Below are 24,085 nucleotides of genomic sequence, written 5' to 3' on the forward strand. Positions count from 1 at the left end.
GGACGGGATCCCCTAGTGCGCCAGCTCCACCCGATCGCGCCCGCGCTCCTTGGCACGGTATAGCGCCGCGTCCGCTCGCGCGAGCAGGGTATTGGGCGTATCCCCCTCGCGAAATTCGACCACCCCGAGACTAACCGTGCCGCCGGGGCCGAGATCGGAGGCGGACCCACCACGATAGGCCTCGCGCACACGTTCAGCGACGACCGTGGCATGAGGCAGGTTCTGCCCGGGCAGGAGAATCACGAACTCCTCGCCGCCGTAACGGAAGCACATGTCCTCGTTACGGACATTGGCGCGCATAACCCGAGCAAGACAGCGCAACGCATCATCGCCCGCCAGGTGGCCGTAGCGATCGTTGTAGTCCTTGAAACAGTCGGTATCGAGAGCGATAAGGCTCAACGGGCTCCCGTCACGCAAGGCGCCTGTGATCGTGTTTTCCAGACGCCGGTCGAGTGCCCGACGGTTGAACAATCCTGTCAGACCATCCTGCTCGCTGAGGAAGCGATAACGGTCGCGCTCGCGGGTGAGCAGGGCCTCCTCACGCTGCTTGTGGCGAATGCGGTGCCCCAGCGCGAAGGCGAGCAGCAGCGCCTGGGCGAGCGAGCCCAGCGGCACGGCGATGGTCAGCCACGCGACATAGGGCAGCAAACCGAGCAGCATGCCCAGGTAAAGCAGCACGGCGAAGGAAAACACCGCCCAACCCACCAACAGATCGAGCGCGGGATCGAAGCCACGCCGCCTCGCGCGCCAGGCGGCCCAGACAATCGCGACCACCGTGACGATGGCGTAACTCGCCACAAACAGGAACGACACGACGCCGGCCAGCCAGATCGAGATCGGCATCGAGGCCACCGCGGCCACCATGATGCCGACCAGCAGGCGATCGACCCCGCGATCGTCCCGCGCGGTACGCAGGAACCGCCGCACGAACCAGATCCCGGAAAGCGCCATCAAGGCGACGGACAACTGCACCAGTACGCCCGACGGCACCGCTTGCAGGAAAGCGGGCAGTAGCGGGTTGAGAATATTGAAGCGCAGGCCGATGTAGAGCACGGTCGCCGCCAGGAAGGCAGCATAGCCGAGATAGGTGCGTTCACGCACCGCCAACATCAGGAACAGGCTATAGGCAGCCATGCCCAGCATCGCGCCCAAATAGGCGCCGAACAGCAGGTAACGCACCAGCGTTCGCCCCTGCTCCTCCTGCAGCGACCCCAGGGTGAGGTGCAGGGCAGCCGGTCCGTCAGCGCTCAGGTGCATCAGGAACTCGCGCTCACCCTTGAAGGCGGGAAGCAAGCGCCCCGGATGGATGGGCATGGATAGCGGGCCTTCCGGAAGCGAGGAGCGACGCAGTTCCAGCAGCGCCGGTTCGCCGCCCGCACCGGTCGGTCCGACCAGGTAGAGCCGGAAGTCGTGGAAGTACGGCCACCGCACCGCCAGCCAGCGGTTGCCCTCGATCTCGCTGCCATCCAGCCGCAAGCGCAACCAGATCTGCCCTCGAAAGGGACCGAGGTTCAGGGATTCCTGCCCGACCGGGCGATAGTCGAGAGCGAGGGCCTCGGCGGGAGAAAGGTTCTCCTCCACCGAAGCCCAGTGTGCTCTTTCGAGAAGGTGGTTCTCGGCCTGAGCGACCGGGACAGCGAGGGCGAACAGCACAAGCAGCAGCCACGACCATGCCCGGCGGCGTCCCGACCTGTCCCCGCCGGGTTGCAGCCTGTCACCACCTGCCACTCGATCCGCCCTCAGGGACTTCCCGTCCCGCCATCCCGTGATTTCCCCACACGGCATGCTCGTCCCTCGCATCCGACGGCACACGGACCGCCCTGTCTATGCCGACGCCTTCCTGCCAAACGACAGTCCAAACGTATCGGCTTTACTGTATGCCGTGTGCAGCGGCCGGGCAATAGCCGCGACAGGAGGCCTCAGCCGGGGGCGCGACGCGGTGGTGCACTCTCGATGCCCGCTTCCTCGAGCTGGCTGCGCACGGCCGACACCTGATCGCCCGGCACCGGTCCGACGATCACGCGATGGTAGCGCTGACCCGCGACCGTGACGGCCGCCACCCGACTCTCCATCCCCAGCAGCGCCAGCGCTGCCTTGCGGGCATCGGCATCCTTCGCCGCGCGAAACGAGCCGGCCTGGATCAGATAGCCGGTCTCAGAGTCGAGCTTCTTCTCGTCCGGGGGCGTGGGCGCCTCCTCGTCCTCGGCAGGCGGCTTGTTCGGTGCGGACTGGCTCCCCTTCTCGGGCAGGAGGGTATAGAACTGGAACTCGGACTCCGGCGAGACCGCCTTCTTCTCCGGTGCCTTCTCGACACTGCGCGTGTCCGTCTGCCCCGTGTTTTCCGCCTCTGGCTGGCTGTTCTTCTCGGCCGTCAGCCGGGCAAGCACCACCACGAGGCCGACCAGCAAGACGACCGCGATCAGCAGCGTCCACTTGGCCCCGCGGTTGTCGCCCGAGCGCGGGCGATTGACCTTCTTGCGACCCCGGTTGCTCATCGCCGATCTCCCTCGGTCACATCTCGTCCGGCGCGTTGACACCGAGCAAGGTCAGCCCGTTGGCCAACACCTGGCGCGTGGCCACGACCAGATTCAGGCGCGCGTTGCGCAGCGGTGCGTCGTCGCCAAGCAGGAAGGCATGGGCGTTGTAGTAACTGTGGAAGTCCTGGGCCAGGTCGCGCAGGTAGTGCACCAACTGGTGCGGTTCGTGGGCCTTCGCGGCCCGCTCGACCAGCGCCGGATACTGCGACAGGCGCTTGAACAGGGCCTGCTCATGCGATTCGGTCAGCCGGGCGTAGGCTTCCCGGCCGGCCTCGGGCTCGTGCTCGAAGCCGCGCAGCGGCAGCTGGCGCAGCACCGAGGCGACCCGCGCGTGGGCATACTGGATGTAGTAGAGCGGGTTCTCGTTGCTCTGGCTCTTGGCCAGATCGAGATCGAAGTCGAGGTGCTGGTTGGCCGCGCGCATGACGTAGAAGAACCTCGCCGCGTCGTTGCCCACTTCCTCGCGCAGCTCGCGCAGGGTGACAAAGCTCCCCGAGCGGGTCGACATGGGTACCCGCTCGCCGCCGCGATAGAGGATCGCGAACTGCACCAGCGAGACGGTCAGCCGGTCGGCCGGCTTGCCCAGGGCGGTCATGGCCGCCTTCACCCGTGGGACGTAGCCGTGGTGATCCGCGCCCCAGATGTCGATCACCTCGTCGAAGCCGCGATCGAACTTGTCGAGGTGATAGGCGATGTCCGAGGCGAAATAGGTGGTCTGGCCATTGTCGCGGCGCACCACCCGGTCCTTGTCGTCGCCGAAGTCGGTCGAGCGGAACCACAGCGCGCCGTCGCGCTCGTAGAGCAGACCCTCGGCCTCGAGCCGTTCGATGGCGCGCTCGACCAGACCGCGGTCGGCCAGGCTCTGCTCCGAGTACCAGTTGTCGTAGGTCACGCCGAACTCGGCCAGATCCTCGCGGATGTCCGAGAGGATCGAATCCAGCGCGGCACGGAAGACGGTCTGGTAGTCGGCCTCGCCCAACAGCTCGCGCATGCGGCTGATCAGCGCGTCGATATGCCGTTCCTTGTCGCCATTGGGCGCATCTTCCGGCAGGTCGGCAAACACCTTGGCCGACGCCACGACGAGGCGGTCGCCGTGCTCGTCGGCGAGCGCCCGGGCGATGTCGAGGATGTAGCCCTCGGAGCGATAACCGTTGGAGGGAAACTCGATCGCCTCGCCACGCGCCTCGAGATAACGCAGCCAGACGCTGACCGCGAGGATGTGCATCTGCCGGCCGGCATCGTTGACGTAGTACTCGCGCTCGACATCGGCACCGACGGCCTCGAGCAGGTTGGCGACCACCGAACCGTAGGCCGCGCCGCGGCCGTGGCCGACGTGCAGCGGGCCGGTCGGGTTGGCGGAGACGAACTCCACCTGCACCCGCTCGCCCGCGGCGGCATCCGAACGACCAAAGCGCTCACCCTCCTCGAGGATGCGGTCGATCAGGGCGAAGGCCGCGCCCGCTTCGACGAAGAAGTTCATGAAGCCGGGACCGGCGATCTCGATCCGGTCGACGCCCTCCGTTCCGGCGAAGGCCTCGACGATGCGCTCGGCAATCGCCCGCGGCGGCTGCTTCATCGGCTTGGCCAACTGCATCGCGAGGTTGCTGGCGAAATCGCCGTGGGCTGAGTCCTTCGGTACGGTCAGCACGGGCTGAACCGCCACCTCGGCGGGCAGGTCACCGTTATCGACGAATTGCTGGCAGATGGCCTGGAGACGTTGTTCGATTACAGCCTTCACGGGCGGGCGGACCCCTTGGTATGAGAACGGTCGATGGGCTCCGGTGCGGGCACCGGCATATCAGACGGAACGCGACAGTTTAGCGGCAAGCGTCCGCCCAACCAACCGCTGACTGCCGGCAGCGGCGGACACGGCCGGTAGCAACCTGCTAAAGTTTGCGCCAATAATTTCGAGCGTTTTACTGAGAGAAACCCCGACATGGCAGCCTTGCACGAGGACGACTTTCCCGAAGCGGTCGGCGCGGACGAAAAGCGCGTCGACAACATCGCCGGCGCGGTCAAGACCATTCTTGCCGAACTGGGCGAGGACACCGGCCGCGAAGGCCTGACTGATACGCCCAGACGCGTGGCCAAGGCGCTGCTCTACCTCACCCAGGGGCTGGATCAGCGTCTGGAGAACGCGATCGGCAACGCCCTGTTCGAGTCGGACAACGACGAGATGGTGGTGGTGCGCAACATCGAGTTCTTCAGCCTGTGCGAGCACCACATGCTGCCAATCATCGGCCACGTCGACATCGGCTACCTGCCGCAGGGCAAGGTGCTGGGGCTGTCCAAGCTGGCGCGGATCGTCGACCTTTACGCCCGGCGCCTGCAGATTCAGGAAAACATGACCCAGCAGATCGCCGAGGCGGTCGAATCCGCCACGGACGCCGCGGGAGTGGCTGTCCAGGTGCGGGCGGCACACATGTGCATGGCGATGCGCGGCGTGGAGAAGGTCGAGTCGGAGACGGTCACTTCGCGCATGACCGGCCAGTTCCGCGAGAGCGCCGCCACGCGCAACGAGTTCCTGCAGCTGATCGGGCGCCGGGGCTGACCCGATGAGCCGGCAGACCATCCTGATCACCGGCGTCACCCGCCGGGTGGGCGCGCACCTCGCCGAGCACCTGCTGGATGCCGGCCATCGGGTGATCGGCACCTACCGACACGAGACCGATGCCCTCAAGACGCTGACCGGCAAGGGCCTGATCGCCATGCCGCTCGACCTGCTCGAACGTGACCGGCTGGCCGGTTTCGCCGACATGGTGGCCAACTGGACCGACCGGCTCGACCTGATCGTCCACAATGCCTCCATCTGGCACGGCGACGAAGACTGCGCCGCCGACCCGGCGCTGGCCACGGCCATGTACACGGTGCATGTCACCAGTCCGATCGAGCTGACCGAAGCGCTACAGCGCAGCCTGCCCGCACGCACCCGCGACGACGGCCGGGCCGATCGACAGGTGGTGTTCCTGACCGACGCGCACATCGACGAGGGCGACCCCCATCACATCCACTACATCGCCTCAAAGGCGGCAATCGAGAGCTCGATCCGCTCGCTGGCGCTGCGCTACGCCCCGCACACGCGGGTCAACGCGATCGCACCGGGGCTGCTGATGTTCCACCCGGAAGACGACGCCGACTATCGCCGCCAACGCCTCGCCCGCCGGCTGCTGCCGTTCGAACCGGGTCCGGGCGTGGTCGCGGAGACCATCGACTACCTGATGGCCTGCCCGCTGATCAATCAGGCGGTGATCCGCCTCGACACGGGGCGACGCTGGGGGAACTGAGAGCCGACGGAGACGGGCACGACGCCACCCCCGCCTCTCTTGCCCTGATCAATCCCACAGCCGCCGGCGCACCAGCGCCACGGCGACGTAGTAGGCAACCACGGCGAAGCCGGCCAGTACGGCGAGATGCACAAGCAGATGCTCGACGGGCTCGCCGACGATCAATGGCCGGATCACCTCGATCGCATGGGTCAGCGGCAGCAGCAATACCGCCGTCTGCAGCCACGCCGGCAGGGTCTCGATCGGAAAGAACACGCCGGAGAGCATGAACATCGGCGTGACGACCAGCACGAAGTAGTAGTTGAAGAAGTCGTAGTTGTCGGCGATCGCGGTCATGACAATCGCCGGGCCAGCGAAGGCCAACCCCAGCAGGAACACCACCGGCAGCGCCCACAGCGCCATCCAGCCACCCGGCACGGCACCAAGGAGCCCGGCGACGATCAGGATCGCCACGGCGCTCAGCAGCCCCTTGAAGGCCGCCCAGACGGTCTCGCCGAGGATGATGTCGTCGATATCCAATGGTGTCGCCAGGATGGCGTCGAAGGTCTTCTGCGGCACCATCCGCGTGTATACCGAATACATGCCCTCGAAGCTCACCGAGATCATCGCCGAGGACGCGACGATGCCCGAGGCGAGGAACACCAGATACGGCAACCCGCCGATATCCCCCACCAGCGCCCCCAACCCGATCCCCAGGCCCAGCAGGTAGATCACCGGCTCGCCGAAGTTGAGCACGATCGCCGGACCGATCAGCTTGCGCCAGACGAGAAAATTGCGGGCAAATACCGCAAACGCTGCTCGTCTCGCCCGTGGCGGTTGCCAGATGGAACGCTTCATAGGCACCTCGACAAAGCGTCATGAGCCGAGCGAGTGCAAGGAGCCGCGCAGCGAGCGACGAGACATATCAAGCGGATAGGCGAGAAGCCAGCGAGCACGCGACGCCGCAACCGATTGGTGCAATAGCTTTGCCGAGGTACCGTCATTCGCGGAGCTCCCGGCCGGTGAGATGCAGGAACACGTCCTCGAGCCCGGCGCGACGGTGGATGACGGTCAGGCCGTCGGGCTGGCCGAGGAAGTCGAGGATCGGTGCCGGCGCACGGGTGTAGACATAGACCGCCGTGCCGTGGCGCTCGACCCGCAACGCCATGGAGGTCAGCGTGGCAAACACCCCGTCGCTCACCGAACCGCGCAACTCGATCACGTCGGGCTCGACATGCCGCCGGATCAGCTCGCCGGGCGAGCCCTGGTCGAGGATGCGGCCGTGATCCATCACCACTAGCTCATCGCAGAGTCGTTCGGCCTCCTCCATGTAGTGCGTGGTCAGCACCAGCGTCACCCCGCGGGAACGCAGTTCGGCCAGACGCCCCCAGATGACGTGCCGGACCTGCGGATCGAGCCCTGACGTCGGCTCGTCGAGGATCACGACTTCCGGGTCGTTCACCAGCGCGCGGGCGATGGTCAGGCGCCGCTGCATGCCACCACTCAACTGGTCGACACGGGCATCAGCCTTGTGGGTCAGGTTGGCGAACTCCAGCAGCCGGTCGACCCGTCGCGCGACATCCTCTCGGGCCAGCCCGAAGAAACGCGCGTACATGAACAGGTTCTCCCGGACGGTGAAATCCGGGTCGAGATTGTCGCCCTGCGGCACCAGGCCAACACGTGCACGGATGGCCCGGGCCTCGGCCGGAAGCACGTTTCCCAGGACAGACAGTTCGCCGGCATCGAAATCCGACAGGCCCATCAGCATCTTCAGCGTGGTGGTCTTGCCCGCACCATTGGGCCCGAGAAAGCCGAAACAGCGCCCCGCAGCGATGTCGAATGAGACCTCGTCGACGGCACGCAGGTCACCGAAGCACTTGAGCAGCCCGCGCGCGGTGATTACCGGGCGGGAAGCGGCGGTCGGCGGCGATGAGCGTTCAGGTCTCGGCATGACACAACGGGATCCGGTCGGTGGCGGTCCGGGATGATGGTCGAAGGTCGGAGGCGTTGCAAACGCCTCCTCAGTCGTCCGGGTCGATCCGGGCGGCCACGCCAGCAATCAGGCTGAAGCGGCCGGTTTCGTCCCGGATCGGGGTGAGCGTGGTTCGCCACTCGGTCCGGCCGGCAGGCAGGTCAAGGGTTTCCCGATAGCGAATCGCGTGGCCGGCCTCGAGGCACTGGCGATACTGGGCCTCGACGTGGCGCGCGTTCTCGGGCGAGAGCATTTCCTCGGGCGTCGCGCCGGCCAGCGTTTCACGGGCCAGGCCGGTGGCCCGCTCGTGCGACGGGTTGCTGGCGAGGTAGCGGAAAACGCCGTCCGGCTCGACCCGGACCAGGAAAATCGCCTCCTCGACCCCCTCGACGATCGAACGATACAGACGCTCGCTTTCGGCCACCTTCGCCTCGAGCGCCACGGTCTCGCGCGAATCGATCAACGCGCCGACCACGCGCTCGGGACGCCCCGACTCGTCGCGCAGCAGCCGGGCATGGTCCGTGACCCAGAGGGCACTGCCATCCGGACGCAGCAGGCGATAACGGCTGCGCTTGCTGTCGTTGGACCACTGCGAGAAATCCGCCTCGGCCAGCGCCCGGTCGCGATCAGCGGGATGAAGGGTCTGCTCCCACCAGTCCGGCCCATCGATCAAGGCATCCGGCGTGTAGCCCAGGATTTCCTCGATGTTCGCACTGACGTATTCGAGGCGATCCGGCATGTCGGCAAGGTAGGTATAGATGACTGCCGGGCTTGCGGCGAGGAACGCGTCGAGCCGATCGCGCTCGGCCTGCGCCACCGCCGCGGCCCGACGTTCACGATCGACGTCCTGGAAGAACCACCACAGACGGCCCGGACCGCCCGACTCGTCTCGAATGGGCACCACCTGCACCCGGAACCAGCCGGCACCGCCATGCAGGGCCGGCAGCTTGAGCGCGCCGTTCCAGCGTTCGCCGTGGGCGATGGCGCGCTCGAAGGCCTCGAGCTGCAAGCCGGTCAGGCCACGGCTCTCCCAGCCCAGCGGCTCGTCAGCATCTCTGGGCCCGAAGGTGCGACGGAACGCCTCGTTGGTGAGCAGCGAGCGCCCCTGCATGTCGGTGAGTTCGAGAGGCTGGGGGCTCAGTTCGAACAGGGCATCCCGCTCGGCCTCCGCCTGATCGACCACCACCATCCAGCGCGTACGCTGCCAGCGGGAGAGCAGCCACAAGGCGAGCGTGGTCAGGGCGATGGCGACGATGACGGCTGTCGCCAGCGTCACCAGCCGCGATTCCATCGTGGCGTGCAGGTTCGTGATCGACTCGACCGCCACCACGCGGGCGGCCTTGCCGTCATCCTGTCCCACGACCGGAACCGGTCGCGAAACGGCCACCCAGTGCGCCCCGTTCGCCGCGAACTGCCAACGTGCGGACGGCGTGGCATCGATCAGGCCGAGGGCAGCCGACAATCCCGGGTGGTCGACAGCCGGGCCGTCAAGGTAGTACTCGCCGCTACCTACAGGGGCGATGTCGCGCTTGTCGCGCACTTCTGCCCACATGTTCTCCTCGGCCAGTTCGGCGGGAAGCAACAACGCGGCACGCGCGTGCCGACTGGAGGAAAGGTAGCTGTCGATGGGCGCGATACCGGTCCCGACCTCGACGGTCCCGACCACCCGGCTGGAGCCGGCCGGGTTGGGCGCCCAGACCGGTTCGACCGCACGGAAGCCGGAGTAGACCCGGCCGATCTCGAAACCGATTGCCCCCTCGCCGCGCCGATAGACATTCGCAAGCAGCGGTCGAAGCGAGGCCAGCTCGTCGCCGAACCGATCCGGGGCGTGTACGCGCAGGAAGCTGATCGCATCCGGGCCCAGGTGGAACTGCAGCACCCGATCCTCACCGTGGATCAGCTCGGTGGCGATCGGGGTGACCGCATGGGCCAGGTCGCGGCGCAGCTGGGCGGCCTCCTCGCCACCGCCACCGCCACCTTCGAGGGCGACCATGGCCTTCGCCCGGGACAGGAGATCCCGGACGCGCTCGTCGAGCGCCAGAATACGGGCGATCCGTGCCAGCTCGGCCTTGCGACTTTCCAGCGCGTAATCGGCGGTCTCGAGCAGCCGGTCGCCCCGCTCGACCACCGCCTGCTCGTACTCCTTCTGGATCGCCAGCCCGCCGAAGATACCCAGCGCCAGCCACCCCGCCAGCACCATCAACCAAACACCACGCAGGCCTGGCCGCCGGGTGTGCACCATCGGTCGCGACATGGATTCGTCCTTGTGCCGGTCTCGTTCCATCCGATCGATTATCACGCATTTGGCGCCCAACGCCTATGCCCCGTAAGCACAAAAAAACCCCGCCGAAAGGCGAGGTTATCAAAGTCGTGGCTGACTGCCGGCTGGACCGGCAGTTGCATCGATCCGTGCTTAGCGGATCTTCTGCTTCAGGCTGCCCGACTCGTAGCGCTTGTACATCTCTTCCAGGGAGATCGGGCGGATCTTGGACGCCTGACCGGCAGAGCCGAAGGCCTCGAAGCGCGCCTTGCAGATCGCCTGCATGCCGGCAGTGGCTTCCTTGAGGAATTTGCGCGGGTCGAAGTTCGACTTGTTTTCCTCGAGGTGCTTGCGGATGGCACCGGTGGACGCCATGCGCAGGTCGGTGTCGATGTTGACCTTGCGAACGCCGTGCTTGATGCCCTCGACGATCTCTTCAACCGGCACGCCGTAGGTCTGGCCCATGTCGCCGCCGTAGTTGTTGATGATCTCGAGCCACTCTTCCGGAACGGAGGAGGAACCGTGCATGACCAGGTGGGTGTCCGGGATCCGCTGGTGGATCTCTTTGACGCGGTCGATGCGCAGGATCTGGCCGGTCGGCTTCTGGGTGAACTTGTACGCGCCGTGGCTGGTGCCGATGGCGATCGCCAGGGCGTCACAGTCGGTCTTCTTGACGAAGTCGGCCGCTTCTTCCGGGTCGGTCAGCAGCATGTCCATGTCCAGCTTGCCTTCCGCGCCGTGGCCGTCTTCCTCGCCCATCTCGCCGGTTTCCAGCGAGCCGAGGCAGCCCAGCTCACCCTCGACGGAAACACCGCCGGCGTGCGCCATCTCGGTCACCTTGGCGGTAACGTTGACGTTGTACTCGTAGTCGGACGGGGTCTTCATGTCCGGCAGCAGCGAGCCGTCCATCATGACCGAGGAGAAGCCCGACTGGATCGCGCGCAGGCAGACACCCGGATCAGAACCGTGGTCCTGGTGCATGACGATCGGGATGTGCGGGTACATCTCGGTGGCCGCCTCGACGAGGTGACGCAGGAACGGCTCGCCCGCGTACTTACGCGCACCGGCGGAGCCCTGCAGGATCACCGGGCTGTCGACTTCGTCGGCAGCCTGCATGATCGCGTGGATCTGCTCCATGTTGTTGACGTTGAACGCCGGCATGCCGTAGCTGTTCTCAGCGGCATGGTCCAGCAGCTGGCGAAGCGAAATGAGCGCCATAGTGCCTCTCCTCAAGTTGAAACGTAGTTGCGAAACTGGGCTGTTTCCCGGCGGCTTGGACCGGCCGGGAAACCGAAAATTCGATCAGCGCGACAGCATACCCAGCGCACCCGGATATGCAAAATCGCTCCGACTCGCGACGAGACCGCGTCAGTCGACGGAAATCACGTCGCCGACACGCACGATCTTCATCGCGTTGGTGCCACCCATCTGGCCCATCAGATCACCCTTGGTGATGATGACCAGATCACCCTCGTCGAGCCGCTCCATCTGCTGCAGGCTCTCGAGGATCATGCGGTTCACCTCCGCATGGTCGGTCGAGGGAACCGGGAAGTGCACCGCCTGCACCCCGCGGTAGAGACTGACGCGACGCGCGGTCTCTTCGGCACGGGTGAAGGTGTAGATCGGGATGTCGGTATCGACGCGCGACATCCACAGCGGCGTGGCACCGGATTCGGACAGGGCGACGATCGCCGCGACCGACAGGTGGTTGGCCGTGTAGATGGCGGAGTAGGCGATCGCCTGGTCGATCCGCTCGAAGGGCACGTCCAGCGGCGGCGCGCTCTTCTTGGCCTCGATCTGGTACTCGGCCCGATGACAGACCCGCGACATGGTCTCCACCACGCGGACCGGGTACTTGCCCGCCGCGGTCTCCGCCGAGAGCATCACCGCATCCGTGCCGTCGAGCACCGCATTGGCCACGTCGAACACCTCGGCCCGAGTCGGGATCGGGTTGTCGATCATGGTCTCCATCATCTGTGTCGCGGTGATGACGGGACGGTTGAGCTCCTTGGCCATCTGGATGAAGGCCTTCTGCACAGCGGGCAGCTCGGCGTCGCCGATCTCCACGCCCAGATCGCCGCGGGCGATCATGATCGCGTCGGACGCCTGGATGATGTCACGGATGCAGTCGACCGCCTCGGCACGCTCGATCTTCGAGACGATGTGCGCACGGCAGCCGGCTTCCTGGAGCAGGCGACGGGCCTCGTGGATATCCTCGCCCGAGCGTGGGAAGGACACGGCGATGTAATCAACACCGATCTGGGCCGCGGACTTGATGTCGGCACGGTCCTTTTCTGTGATCGCCGGGGCAGACAGGCCGCCGCCCTGGCGGTTGATGCCCTTGTTGTTGGACAACGCACCACCCACGGTGACCGTGGTCTGCACCTGGTTGCCCTGGACGCGGTCGACCTTCAGGACGATCCGGCCGTCGTCGAGCAGCAGGATGTCACCCGGACGCGAGTCGGAGACCAGCGCCTTGTAGGTGATCCCGACCTTGGTCTCGTCACCGCCCTCGGGGTCGAGGTCGGCATCGAGGGTGAACGGCTGCCCCTTCTCGAGCTCCACCTTACCGTCCTTGAAGCGGTCGATGCGGATCTTCGGCCCCTGCAGGTCACCGAGGATCGCGACATAGCGACCTTCGGCGGCGGCCGCCTCACGGACCATGTCGGCGCGACGCTGATGGTCGGCCGCGCTGCCGTGCGAAAAGTTCATCCGCACGACGTCGATGCCCGCACGGACCAGCTCGGTGATGGTGGCCAGGTCGTCGCTGGCCGGGCCCAGCGTCGCGACGATCTTGGTCCGTCGCTGCGCCGGCAGATGATCAGTGGAACCGTGCATGTTCGCCATCAGCCTTTCGCCCGCTCTTCCAGCATGGCGACCGCCGGCAGGGTCTTGCCTTCCAGGAACTCCAGGAATGCACCACCGGCGGTGGAGATGTAGCTGACTTTGTCGTAGATGTCGTACTTCTGGATCGCCGCAATGGTGTCGCCGCCACCGGCCAGGGTGAAGGCCTTGGTGTCGGCGATCGCCTGGGAGAGGCGCTTAGTGCCGTCACCGAACTGGTCGAACTCGAACACGCCGACCGGGCCGTTCCAAACGACGGTACCGGCGTTCTCGATTACCTTCGCCAGCTCCTCGGCGCTCTCCGGACCGATGTCGAAGATCATGTCGTCCTCGGCGACGTCCTCGACGCGCTTGAGCACGGCCGGCTCGTTCTCGTCGAACTGCTTGCCGACGACCACGTCGGTCGGCAGCGGAATGCTCGCGCCGTTGCTCTTGAGCTTGTCCATCAGGGCCTTGGCGGTCGGGACGAGGTCGTCCTCGCACAGCGACTTGCCCACACCGTGACCGGCGGCCTTGACGAAGGTGTTGGCAATGCCGCCACCGACGATCAGCTGGTCGACCTTGGCAGCCAGCGCCTCGAGCACGGTCAGCTTGGTGGAAACCTTGGAGCCGCCGACGATGGCGACCATCGGGCGGGCCGGGTTGGCCAGCGCCTTGGTGAGCGCCTCGAGCTCTTCGGTCAGCAGCGTGCCGGCACAGGCGACCGGTGCGAACTTGGCCACGCCGTGAGTAGAAGCCTGGGCGCGGTGCGCGGTGCCGAAAGCATCCATGACGAAGACGTCGCAGAGCGCGGCGTACTGCTTGGCCAGCGCCTCGTCGTCCTTCTTCTCGCCCTTGTTGAAGCGCACGTTCTCCAGCATGACGACCTCGCCGGCCTCGACGGCGACGTCCTTACCGAGGTAGTCGCGCTCGAGGCGGACGTCGCGGCCGAGCTTGTCGCCCAGGTCCTTGGCGACCGGCGCAAGCGAATCGCCCTCGGAAAACTCACCCTCGGTCGGACGACCCAGGTGCGAGGTCACCATGACCTTGGCGCCCTGGTCGAGTGCGGCCTTGATGGTCGACAGCGACGCGGTGATACGCGCGTCGGAAGTCACCTTGCCGTCCTTGACCGGCACGTTCAGGTCGGCGCGGATCAGCACGCGCTTGCCGGCAAGATCGAGATCAGTCATGCGGATGACGTTAGCCATGAATAGCTCCTCAATGAGACTAAGTAGAAATGAAAGCGGTAAGGGCTGGGTGCCTCGCTGGCGCCCAATCCTTACAGCTTTCCTCGAGCGGATAACCGTCGAAGAAAAACGGGTGGGAATGACCCCACCCGTTACCGGTCTGGTTACTTGCCGACGTGCTGCACGACGCGCAGCATGTTGCAGGTGTAACCGAACTCGTTGTCGTACCAGGCGACGACCTTGACGAAGGTGTCGTCCAGCGCGATGCCGGCCTTGGCATCAAAGACGGACGGCTGCGGGTTGCCGCGGAAGTCGGTGGAAACGACCGGCTCCTCGGTGTAACCCATGACGCCCTTGAGCTCGCCCTCGGAGGCTTCCTTCATGGCGGCCTTGATGTCGTCCATCGAAGCACCCTTCTCCAGCTCGGCGGTCAGGTCGACCACGGAAACGTCGGAAGTCGGGACACGGAACGCCATGCCGGTCAGCTTGCCGTTCAGGGCCGGCAGGACCTTGCCAACGGCCTTCGCCGCACCGGTGGAGGACGGGATGATGTTCTCCAGGATGCCGCGGCCGCCGCGCCAGTCCTTCTGGGACGGGCCGTCAACGGTCTTCTGCGTGGCAGTGGCAGCGTGAACGGTGCTCATCAGGCCGCGCTTGATGCCGAACTTGTCGTTCAGGACCTTGGCAACCGGCGCCAGGCAGTTGGTGGTGCAGGACGCGGCGGAAACGATCTTCTGACCGTCGTAGTCCTTGTGGTTCACGCCGTAGACGAACATCGGGGTGGCGTCCTTGGACGGCGCGGACTGAACGACCTTCTTGGCGCCAGCGTCGATGTGCTTCTGGCAGGTTTCCTCAGTGAGGAACAGGCCGGTGGACTCGACCACGACGTCGACGTCCAGCTCGTCCCACTTCAGCTGGGACGGGTCCTTCTCGGCAGTCAGACGGATCTTCTTGCCGTTGACGACCAGGTTGTTGCCTTCGACCGACACGTCACCGTCGAAACGGCCGTGAACGGAGTCGTACTTGAGCATGTACGCCAGGTAGTCCGGCTCCAGCAGGTCGTTGATGCCGACGATTTCCAGCTCCGGGAATTCCTGAGCAGCGGCACGGAAGACCATGCGACCGATGCGGCCGAAGCCGTTGATACCGACACGAATAGCCATGAGTTTTCTCCTAATCGATACGTGGATGCAAATCAGTCAGGGCGCATGCGTGTCACGCAGCATGCGCCCGGGAACGGTTGACGCGGTCGCGACTTAGCCCAGCTTGCGGGCTTCTTCGGCGACGCGATCGGCGGTGAAGCCGAAGAACTCGAACAGGTCGCCAGCCGGGGCGGACTCACCGAAGGTGTCCAGGCCGAACACCTTGCCGTCGCAGCCAACGTACTTGTACCAGCCCTGCGTGACGCCGGCCTCGATGGCCATGCGCTTGGTCACGCTGCTCGGCAGTACGGACTCGCGGTAGGCGTCGTCCTGAGCGGCGAAGGCCTCGACACACGGCATGGAGACGACACGAACCTTCTTGTCGGACAGCTTCTCGGCCGCGTCCATCGCCAGGCCGACTTCGGAGCCGGTGGCGATCAGGATCAGGTCCGGCGTGCCGTCGCAATCCTTCAGGATGTAGCCACCCTTCTCGATGTTGGCGATCTGCTCGGCAGAACGCTCCTGGTGCGGCAGGCCCTGACGGGAGAAGACCAGCGAGGTGGGCGCGTCGCGACGAATGATCGCGCGCTTCCAGGCCACGGCGGTCTCGACCGCGTCACAGGGACGCCAGGTCTGCATGCGCGGAATCAGGCGCAAGGTGCCGACCTGCTCGACCGGCTGGTGAGTCGGGCCGTCTTCGCCCAGGCCGATGGAGTCGTGGGTATAGACGAAGATCGAGCCGATCTTCATCAGGCCCGCCATGCGCAGCGCGTTGCGAGCGTACTCGGAGAACATCAGGAAGGTGCCGGCGTACGGCAGCAGGCCGCCGTGCAGCACCATGCCGTTCATGATGGCGCTCATGCCGAACTCGCGCACGCCGTAGTGGATGTAGTTGGCATCCGACTCGGTGGCGGTCAGCGCGGTGCAGCCCTTCCAGGTGGTCAGGTTGGACGGCGCCAGATCCGCCGAGCCGCCGACCAGTTCCGGCAGCATGTCGGCCAGACCGGTGATCACGGCCTGGGAGGCCTTGCGCGAGGCGACGCTCTCGCCCTTGGAGTCGATCTCCTTGATCAGCGCGTCCATCTTGTCGCTGAAGTCGGCCGGCAGCTCGCCGTTCAGACGACGCTTGAGCTCGGCGGCTTCGGCCGGGAAGGCCTTCTCGTATGCAGCGAAGGTTTCGTTCCACTCGGCCTCGGCCTTGGCGCCCTTCTCGGAGGCGTCCCAGCCGGCATAGACCTCGTCCGGGATGACGAACGGCTCGTGGCTCCAGCCGATGTTCTCGCGGGTGGCCTTGACTTCGGCATCGCCGAGGGCGGCGCCGTGGCAGTCGTGGGTACCGCAGAGGTTCGGCGCACCGAAGCCGATGACGGTCTTGGTGCAGATCAGGGTCGGCTTGTCGTTGACCGAACGCGCCTCGCGGATGGCCGCGTCGATGGCGTCGGCGTCATGGCCGTCGACATCGCTGACCACGTGCCAGCCGTAGGCTTCGAAACGCTTGGGCGTGTCGTCGGTGAACCAGCCCTCGACATGACCGTCGATGGAGATGCCGTTGTCGTCGTAGAAGGCGACCAGCTTGCCCAGGCCCAGGGTGCCCGCCAGCGAGCACGCCTCGTGGGAGATGCCCTCCATCAGGCAGCCGTCACCCAGGAAGCAGTAGGTGTAGTGATCGACGACCTTGTGGCCCGGCTTGTTGAACTGGCCGGCGAGCATCTTCTCGGCGATCGCCATGCCCACGGCATTGGTGATGCCCTGGCCGAGCGGACCGGTGGTGGTCTCGACGCCCGGGGTGTAGCCGTACTCCGGGTGACCCGGGGTCTTGGAGTGCAGCTGACGGAAGTTCTTCAGCTCTTCCATCGGCAGCTCGTAGCCAGTCAGGTGAAGCAGAGAGTAGATCAGCATCGAGCCGTGGCCGTTAGAAAGAACGAAGCGGTCACGGTTCGGCCATTCCGGGTTCTTCGGGTTGTGGTGCATGTAGTCGTTCCACAGCACCTCGGCGATGTCCGCCATGCCCATGGGGGCGCCCGGGTGACCCGAATTCGCCTTCTGAACGGCGTCCATGCTCAACGCGCGAATCGCGTTGGCAAGCTCTCTACGTGTCGACATAAAACACTCCAAAGGGTTGAAAAAGAAGCGATTCTGGGCGCCGTGTGCATTGCGCACGCAGCCGTCAGCGCCTTGCCACGAGGCAGGCGCGGAAGTTGCGCGACATTGTCCCCAAAACCCTCACACAAGGCAACCACCCCGTTTTTCAATCACTTAGGGCGGCGAAGCGCTTGGGTTGAAAGGCGGTTCAGCGGGGTCGCATCACCCCTCGCGCCATTTGATCGAACAGCCCATGGAGGGAACCTGCGCCTCCGGACCGCAACCGGTCTCGGCGACCTGCTTCATTGCCTCGAACAGCTCGCGCGGCGCGTCCGGCTCGGCCTCTTTGCGCGAGGCATCGAGCCGGCCGCGATACTGCAGCTCGAGATCGCCGTTGTAGCCGAAGAAGTCCGGCGTGCAGACCGCCCCATAGGCCTTCGCCACCGCCTGCGACTCGTCGAGCAGGTAGGGGAACGGGAACTTGAGCGCCTCGGCGAGGCGCTTCATGTTCTCCGGCGAGTCCTCGGGGTAGTCGGTCGGGTCGTTGGACATAATGGCAACGGTGTTCACCCCCAGCCCCTTCAACTCGCGCGCGTCGCGGACGATGCGCTCGAGCACTGCCTTGACGTAGGGGCAGTGGTTGCAGATGAACATCACCAGCGTGCCCTTTTCGCCGCGAACATCCGCGAGCCGCCAGATGCGCCCTTCGGTATCCGGCAGGGAGAAATCGACGGCGGGCCGACCGAAATCGCAGACCGGTGTTTCCGTGCGAGCCATGTGCTTGCCTCCTCGAATATAAAGAACCGATGGCGAGGAGTGTCGCATGCCGGCACGCGCCCCGGCCACGACCGGAGCGCTCGTCGCCAGCCTGGCAACTGTGGTATTTTCAGCCCACCCGAACCCCGTCGGACGGACCACCCGAGCCAGGTCCCGTCACGCGGCGCTCGACCAAGCCGGCCACAGACCGGCCACAACAACAAGAACCGGTTACCAAGGACCAGGAGACTCCACCCATGAGCGCGCCCTCGCGACCCATTCCCAACCGTCGACACATTCCGACCAGCCGAAGTTCCGGCATGCGTGCCCGTTTCGCCTCATTCCTGACCGGCGCCTTTGCCCTGCTGGTCGCGGCCATGCCGGCTCAGGCCAGCACGCCATTGCAGATGGCGATCGCCCCGTTCCTGCCCGAACCGGAACTGAAAGAGGTCTACACCCCGGTCGCCGAATACCTGAGCCGCCGGCTGGGCCAGCCCGTCGAGCTGAAGCTCTTCCCCAACTACCTGTCCTTCTGGGAAGCGACCCGTGGCGGTTCGGACTTCGATGTCGCCCTCGACGCCGCCCCGGTGACCGATTTCCGAGTCCAGCGTCAGAACTGGCAGGTCGTGGCGCGCTTCGACGGCGAGGTCACCCAGTCGCTGGTCACCCGTGACGATGACCTGGTGCTCTCGCCGAAGGAGCTGGTCAACCAGCGGGTCGCGGTCCAGCCGTCGCCGTCGGTCGGCGCCCTCGTGCTCTACCAACTGTTCCCGAACCCGGTCCAACAGCCGACGCTGGTGTTCGAGCAGACCAACCGTGACGTCGCCACCGCCGTACTCGAGGGCAAGGCCCGGGCAGGCGTGATCCCGACCCCGCTGGTCGGCGGCTATGCCGGGCTGTACCCGGTCGTGACCACCGAGCCGTTGCCGTTCCTTGGCTTCTCGGTATCGCCCAAGGTGAACGAGCGCACCCGCAAGGCACTCAAGCAGGCCCTGCTGTCGTTCCCGGAAACCGAGGAAGGCCAGCGCATTCTCGAGGAACAGAGCCTGACCGACATCGTTCCGGCATCGAACCGTTACTACGCGGGCAAGGCCGAACTGCTGATCGGCACCTACGGTTACTGATCCACGATCCCGCCAGCTGTGGCATGATCCACCGCCGCCGGGCCGTTCTTGACGACCCGGACAGGCAACCTGACTTCTTCACCCTGCACGCGAAAGAGGCCTGCACGACATGAGCGCAACTGCCCCGAAGCGCCACCTGTTCACCTCCGAGTCGGTCTCCAAGGGCCACCCGGACAAGATCGCCGACCAGATCAGTGACGCGATTCTTGATGCCATCCTCGAACAGGACCCCCGCGCCCGGGTAGCCTGCGAGGCGCTGGTGAAGACCGGCTTCGTGGTACTCGCCGGCGAGGTCACCACCTCCGCCTGGGTGGACGTCGACGAGCTGGTGCGCGAGGTGATCGTCGACATCGGCTACACCAGCTCGGAGTTGGGTTTCGACGGCCACACCTGCGGCGTGCTCAACGCGATCGGCAAGCAGTCCTCCGACATCGCCCAGGGCGTCGACCGCGAGGTGGATACCGAACAGGGTGCTGGCGACCAGGGTCTGATGTTCGGCTACGCCACCAACGAGACCGACGTGCTGATGCCCGCGCCGATCACCTACGCCCACCGCCTGGTGCAGCAGCAGGCCGAGGTGCGCGAAGCGGGCACGCTGCCCTGGCTGCGACCGGATGCCAAATCGCAGGTGACCTTCCGCTACGAGAACGGCGTGCCGGCCGGCATCGACGCGGTGGTGCTCTCCACGCAACACAACCCGGACATCGGCCAGGCCGAACTGCGCGAAGCGGTGATGGAGGAGATCATCAAGCCGGTGCTGCCGGCCGAATGGCTCGACAGCGAGACCAAGTACCACATCAACCCGACCGGCCAGTTCATCATCGGCGGCCCGGTGGGCGACTGCGGCCTGACCGGGCGCAAGATCATCGTCGACACCTACGGCGGCATGGCCCGCCACGGCGGCGGCGCCTTCTCCGGCAAGGACCCCTCCAAGGTCGACCGCTCGGCCGCCTACGCCGGGCGCTATGTCGCCAAGAACATCGTCGCCGCCGGGCTGGCCGACCGCTGCGAGATCCAGATCTCGTACGCCATCGGCGTGGCCGAGCCGACCTCGATCAGCGTCGATACCTTCGGGACCGGTCATATCTCCGACGAACGCATCACCGAGTTGGTGCGCCAGCATTTCGACCTGCGCCCCTACGGCATCCTGCAGATGCTCGACCTGGTCCGCCCGATCTACCGCAAGACCGCGGTCGGCGGCCATTTCGGCCGCGAGGAGCCGGAGTTCGCCTGGGAGCGCACCGACCGTGCCGAAGCGCTGCGCGCCGACGCTGGTCTCTGAGCCCCTACCGCGCCCGGCCGTGCAGTCGGCCGGATCGCCGGTTATACTCCCCGACCTGAAATTCCCGCCCCGACCGAGGAGCGCTGCAATCCGTATCCCGCGGATCAGGCTCGGCCCGGGCGCGGCGGTCGAGGCATTCGCCCCGGCCACCTGATCAACGGCGCTCTTGAGAACCCCTCCCGTTCGGAACCGGGTTCGCTTTCAAGTCTCGACTTGGACAAGAGCGGCAGCGCGCCCTCGCGTTCGAGTCGATCCATGCGAAAGACATTGACGAGGACGCGCTCACGATGAATGCCGTAACCAAGCCGCAAGCCTTCAACGACTACAAAGTCGCCGACATCAACCTGGCCGACTGGGGTCGCCGCGAGATCCGGATCGCCGAGCGCGAGATGCCGGCGCTGATCAAGATCCGCGAGAAGTACCGCGCCGAGCAGCCGCTCGCCGGTGCCCGCATCGCCGGCTGTATCCACATGACCATCCAGACCGCGGTCCTGATCGAGACCCTGATCGCGCTCGGCGCCGAGGTCCGCTGGTCGTCCTGCAACATCTTCTCCACCCAGGACCAGGCCGCGGCGGCCATTGCCGCGGCCGGCATCCCGGTATTTGCCTGGAAGGGCGAGACCGAGGAGGAATACTGGTGGTGCGTCGAGCAGACCATCCACGGCCCGGGCGATGCCGATAATGCCTGGACGCCGAACCTGCTGCTTGACGACGGCGGTGATCTCACCGGCCTGATGCACGAGAAGTACCCGAACCTGCTCGAGGGCATCCACGGCGTCTCCGAGGAGACCACCACCGGCGTGCACCGCCTGCTCGAGATGCTGGCCGACGGCTCGCTCAAGATCCCGGCGATCAACGTCAACGACGCGGTTACCAAGTCGAAGAACGACAACAAGTACGGCTGCCGCCACTCGCTCTCGGATGCGATCAAGCGGGCCACCGACCATCTGCTTTCCGGCAAGCAGGCCCTGGTGGTCGGCTACGGCGACGTCGGCAAGGGCTCCGCCGCCTCGCTGCGCCAGGAAGGCATGATCGTCAAGGTGAGCGAGATCGACCCGATCTGCGCCATGCAGGCTGCAATGGACGGCTTCGAGGTAGTCTCGCCCTATCGCGACGGCGTCAACACCGGCAGTGACGACGGCATCAATGCCGAGTTGCTGGGCAAGATCGACCTGATCGTGACCACCACCGGCAACGTCAACGTCTGCGATGCGCCCATGCTGCGCGCACTGAAGAACGGTGCGGTGGTCTGCAACATCGGTCACTTCGACAACGAGATCGACACCGCCTACATGCGCAAGAACTGGGCCTGGGAAGAGATCAAGCCGCAGGTGCACAAGGTCTACCGCGAAGCGACCGCCGGCGGCGACTTCGATCCGGACAGCGAGAACTATCTGATCCTGCTCTCCGAGGGCCGCCTGGTGAATCTCGGCAACGCCACCGGTCACCCGAGCCGGATCATGGACGGCTCGTTCGCCAACCAGGTGCTCGCCCAGATCCACCTCTACCAGGATCGCTTTGCCGAACTGCCCGCCGACAAGAAGCAGGCCTCCCTGCGGGTCGAGGTGCTGCCCAAGCAGCTTGATGAAGAGGTCGCCCGCTACATGGTCGAGGGATTCGGCGGCGTGCTCACGCGCATGACCGAGGATCAGGCCAAGTACCTGGGTGTCCCGGCCGAGGGCCCGTTCAAGCCGGACGCGTATCGTTACTGATCCGGCGCCATGACGGCCCGGACGCAGCGTCCGGGCCCACCGTTCACTTCCCGGAGGAATCATGTCCATCCCGGTTTCCTGCGAATTCTTTCCGCCCAAGTCCGACGACGGCGAGGCCAAGCTGCGCGAGGTCTACCAGACCCTGGCGCGCGAGATCCGCCCCGAGTACTTCTCGGTAACCTTCGGCGCCGGCGGCTCGACCCAGACACGCACCTTCGAAACGGTGCGCGAGATCCAGCGCGACTCCGGCATCCCGGCCGCCCCGCACCTGTCCTGCATCGGCTCCTCACGCGAGGGCATCGCGGCGATCCTCGACGATTACCGCGAGCAGGACATCCGCCGCATCGTCGCCCTGCGCGGCGATCTGCCCAGCGGCATGCAGGACCCGGGCGACTTCCGCTACGCCAACGAGCTGGTCGCCTTCATCCGCGAGTACAGCGGCGACTGGTTCCACGTCGAGGTGGCCGCCTACCCGGAAATCCATCCGCAGGCGCCCGATGCCGAAACCGATCTGGCCAACTTCAAGCGCAAGGTCGAGGCCGGCGCGGACGCCGCGATCACGCAGTACTTCTACTCGATCGAGGCCTACCGGCGCTTTCTCGACGACTGCGAGCGGCTGAACATCGCCGTGCCGATCGTCCCCGGCGTGATGCCGATCACCAACTACCAGCAGCTGGCGCGCTTCTCCGACATGTGCGGGGCGGACATCCCGCGCTGGCTGAGAAAACGGCTGGAAGGGTTCGGCGACGACCTCGAGGGGCTGCGCGCCTTCGGTCACGACGTGGTCAGCGAGCTGTGCCGACAACTGGTCGACGCCGGCGCGCCGGGCATCCACTTCTACGCCATGAACCGCTCCGGGCCGGTGATCCGGCTGTGCGAAGACGCCGGGCTGATCGGCGACTGAGTACCGGCCCGCGCCCCGCCGGCGAGACGTTATACTGCCGATCATGAGCGATTCGACCCCGCGCAAACACATCTGGATCGAGCCGGCCGACCCGGCGGACGCGCACGCCGCGCGCGAGGCCGGCGCCACGGCCCTGGTACTGCCGGAGGGCGCCGACACGGCCGGTCTACCGCGGGTCGGCAGCGACGGCGACCTGCAGGAAGGCCGCGACTTCGACCGCTATCGCATCAAGCGGGAAAGCGACGAGGAAGCCGTCCGCCACAATCGGCTCGCGGTGGTCGAACCGGCCGAGTGGACCATCATCCCGGCCGAGAACCTGATCGCCCGTGGCGCGAAGGTGGTCCAGGTGGTCGACACTGCCGAACAGGCCAAGCTCGCCCTGACCATCATGGAACAGGGAGTGGCCGGCATCTGGTTGCGCAATGCGGACAGGCCGGCAATCGAGGCGCTCGGGCGCGTGCTCGACGAACTCCAGCCCGCCCCGCTGTCCCTGACCGAAGCGCGCATCACCGCGATCACCCCGGTGGGTATGGGCGACCGCAGCTGCCTCGACCTGATCGGCGAGCTCGATCCCGGCGAGGGCTTGCTGGTGGGCAGCTTCAATCACGCCCGCTTTCTCGTTCACAGCGAGAACGTCGACAACCCGCACTGCGCCGCCCGGCCCTTCCGCGTCAATGCCGGCGCGATCCATGGCTATGTGGTCACCCCCGGCGACCGGGTGCGCTATCTCGCCGAGATGGCCAGCGGCGATCCGGCCCTGGTGGTCGGCGCCGATGGGAAGACACGCGCGCTTGCCGTCGGCCGCAACAAGATCGAGCGCCGCCCGATGGTGCAGATCGAGGCGGTCGACGACGAGGCCAATGTTTTCTCCGCCATCCTGCAGCACGCCGAGACCATCCGCCTGGTGAACCCCGAGGGCAAGGCGGTGAGCGTGCTCGACCTGAACCCCGGTGACCGGGTGCGCGTCTCGTTGACCGAGCGCGGCGGACGGCACTTCGGTCGCCGGGTCGAAGAAACCATTCTCGAACGCTAATTCCCAGG

The 24,085-nt window shown here is 66.0% G+C and carries 19 protein-coding genes and 1 riboswitch; of the genes, 7 read left to right on the forward strand and 12 right to left on the reverse strand.

Going from position 1 to position 24,085, the window contains the following annotated elements; translation table 11 throughout:
- Positions 1–12 precede the first annotated feature (12 nt).
- The 3 genes from LV476_RS07505 to argS form a co-directional block, all read right to left on the reverse strand.
- Positions 13–1,581, reverse strand: a complete 1,569-nt coding sequence (locus LV476_RS07505; RefSeq protein ID WP_250074906.1) for a diguanylate cyclase — start codon at positions 1,579–1,581, stop codon at positions 13–15.
- Between the two features lie 338 nt (positions 1,582–1,919).
- Positions 1,920–2,495: an SPOR domain-containing protein gene (locus tag LV476_RS07510; protein WP_250074908.1), complete on the reverse strand. Its 576-nt coding sequence runs from the start codon at positions 2,493–2,495 to the stop codon at positions 1,920–1,922.
- 16 nt (positions 2,496–2,511) lie between these two features.
- Positions 2,512–4,263 carry an arginine--tRNA ligase gene (gene argS, locus LV476_RS07515; RefSeq protein ID WP_250076294.1) on the reverse strand — a complete coding sequence of 584 codons (1,752 nt, stop codon included), beginning with the start codon at positions 4,261–4,263 and terminating at the stop codon, positions 2,512–2,514.
- A 210-nt stretch (positions 4,264–4,473) separates the two neighbouring features.
- Here argS and folE point away from each other — a divergent pair, with 210 nt between their 5' ends.
- A complete protein-coding gene (gene folE, locus LV476_RS07520) occupies positions 4,474–5,088 on the forward strand; it encodes a GTP cyclohydrolase I FolE (RefSeq protein WP_250074910.1) in 615 nt (204 codons plus the stop codon).
- A 4-nt stretch (positions 5,089–5,092) separates the two neighbouring features.
- Positions 5,093–5,821 carry an SDR family NAD(P)-dependent oxidoreductase gene (locus tag LV476_RS07525; protein WP_250074912.1) on the forward strand — a complete coding sequence of 243 codons (729 nt, stop codon included), beginning with the start codon at positions 5,093–5,095 and terminating at the stop codon, positions 5,819–5,821.
- 48 nt (positions 5,822–5,869) lie between these two features.
- Here the strand turns inward: LV476_RS07525 and LV476_RS07530 are convergent, their stop codons facing one another.
- From LV476_RS07530 to LV476_RS07570, 9 genes are all read right to left on the reverse strand, one after another.
- Positions 5,870–6,658: an ABC transporter permease gene (locus LV476_RS07530; protein ID WP_250074914.1), complete on the reverse strand. Its 789-nt coding sequence runs from the start codon at positions 6,656–6,658 to the stop codon at positions 5,870–5,872.
- 142 nt (positions 6,659–6,800) lie between these two features.
- Positions 6,801–7,751, reverse strand: coding sequence for an ATP-binding cassette domain-containing protein (locus LV476_RS07535; RefSeq protein ID WP_250074916.1), 951 nt, complete (start codon positions 7,749–7,751; stop codon positions 6,801–6,803).
- A gap of 70 nt (positions 7,752–7,821) precedes the next feature.
- Entirely contained in the window at positions 7,822–10,026 is a 2,205-nt protein-coding gene (locus tag LV476_RS07540) for a PAS domain-containing protein (RefSeq protein ID WP_250074918.1), read from the reverse strand.
- A gap of 159 nt (positions 10,027–10,185) precedes the next feature.
- Complete coding sequence (fba, locus tag LV476_RS07545; protein ID WP_250074920.1) at positions 10,186–11,250, reverse strand: class II fructose-bisphosphate aldolase; 1,065 nt, start codon at positions 11,248–11,250, stop codon at positions 10,186–10,188.
- 150 nt (positions 11,251–11,400) lie between these two features.
- Positions 11,401–12,870, reverse strand: a complete 1,470-nt coding sequence (gene pyk / locus LV476_RS07550; RefSeq protein WP_250074922.1) for a pyruvate kinase — start codon at positions 12,868–12,870, stop codon at positions 11,401–11,403.
- Between the two features lie 8 nt (positions 12,871–12,878).
- Positions 12,879–14,063 (reverse strand): phosphoglycerate kinase, encoded by a 1,185-nt coding sequence (locus tag LV476_RS07555; protein WP_250074924.1) that lies wholly within the window; start codon positions 14,061–14,063, stop codon positions 12,879–12,881.
- Between the two features lie 143 nt (positions 14,064–14,206).
- Positions 14,207–15,205 (reverse strand): type I glyceraldehyde-3-phosphate dehydrogenase, encoded by a 999-nt coding sequence (gap, locus tag LV476_RS07560; protein ID WP_250074926.1) that lies wholly within the window; start codon positions 15,203–15,205, stop codon positions 14,207–14,209.
- A 93-nt stretch (positions 15,206–15,298) separates the two neighbouring features.
- Positions 15,299–17,287 carry a transketolase gene (gene tkt, locus LV476_RS07565; RefSeq protein WP_250074928.1) on the reverse strand — a complete coding sequence of 663 codons (1,989 nt, stop codon included), beginning with the start codon at positions 17,285–17,287 and terminating at the stop codon, positions 15,299–15,301.
- Positions 17,288–17,488: 201 nt separating this feature from the next.
- Complete coding sequence (locus LV476_RS07570; RefSeq protein ID WP_250074930.1) at positions 17,489–18,043, reverse strand: thioredoxin family protein; 555 nt, start codon at positions 18,041–18,043, stop codon at positions 17,489–17,491.
- A 236-nt stretch (positions 18,044–18,279) separates the two neighbouring features.
- Here LV476_RS07570 and LV476_RS07575 point away from each other — a divergent pair, with 236 nt between their 5' ends.
- The 5 genes from LV476_RS07575 (at position 18,280) to LV476_RS07595 (ending at position 24,077) form a co-directional block, all read left to right on the forward strand.
- Positions 18,280–19,146, forward strand: a complete 867-nt coding sequence (locus LV476_RS07575; RefSeq protein ID WP_250074932.1) for a phosphate/phosphite/phosphonate ABC transporter substrate-binding protein — start codon at positions 18,280–18,282, stop codon at positions 19,144–19,146.
- A 109-nt stretch (positions 19,147–19,255) separates the two neighbouring features.
- Positions 19,256–20,428 carry a methionine adenosyltransferase gene (gene metK / locus LV476_RS07580; RefSeq protein WP_250074934.1) on the forward strand — a complete coding sequence of 391 codons (1,173 nt, stop codon included), beginning with the start codon at positions 19,256–19,258 and terminating at the stop codon, positions 20,426–20,428.
- A 69-nt stretch (positions 20,429–20,497) separates the two neighbouring features.
- Positions 20,498–20,601, forward strand: a riboswitch (S-adenosyl-L-homocysteine riboswitch).
- A 114-nt stretch (positions 20,602–20,715) separates the two neighbouring features.
- The gene (ahcY, locus tag LV476_RS07585) at positions 20,716–22,140 is read left to right on the forward strand and encodes an adenosylhomocysteinase (RefSeq protein ID WP_250074936.1); all 1,425 of its coding nucleotides are present in this window, start codon (positions 20,716–20,718) and stop codon (positions 22,138–22,140) included.
- A 61-nt stretch (positions 22,141–22,201) separates the two neighbouring features.
- Positions 22,202–23,044 carry a methylenetetrahydrofolate reductase [NAD(P)H] gene (gene metF, locus LV476_RS07590; RefSeq protein WP_250074939.1) on the forward strand — a complete coding sequence of 281 codons (843 nt, stop codon included), beginning with the start codon at positions 22,202–22,204 and terminating at the stop codon, positions 23,042–23,044.
- 43 nt (positions 23,045–23,087) lie between these two features.
- Entirely contained in the window at positions 23,088–24,077 is a 990-nt protein-coding gene (locus LV476_RS07595) for a 3-dehydroquinate synthase II (RefSeq protein ID WP_250074941.1), read from the forward strand.
- Positions 24,078–24,085: the final 8 nt, after the last annotated feature.

Source organism: Guyparkeria hydrothermalis, assembly GCF_023555385.1.
Classification (GTDB): Bacteria; Pseudomonadota; Gammaproteobacteria; order Halothiobacillales; family Halothiobacillaceae; genus Guyparkeria; species Guyparkeria hydrothermalis_A.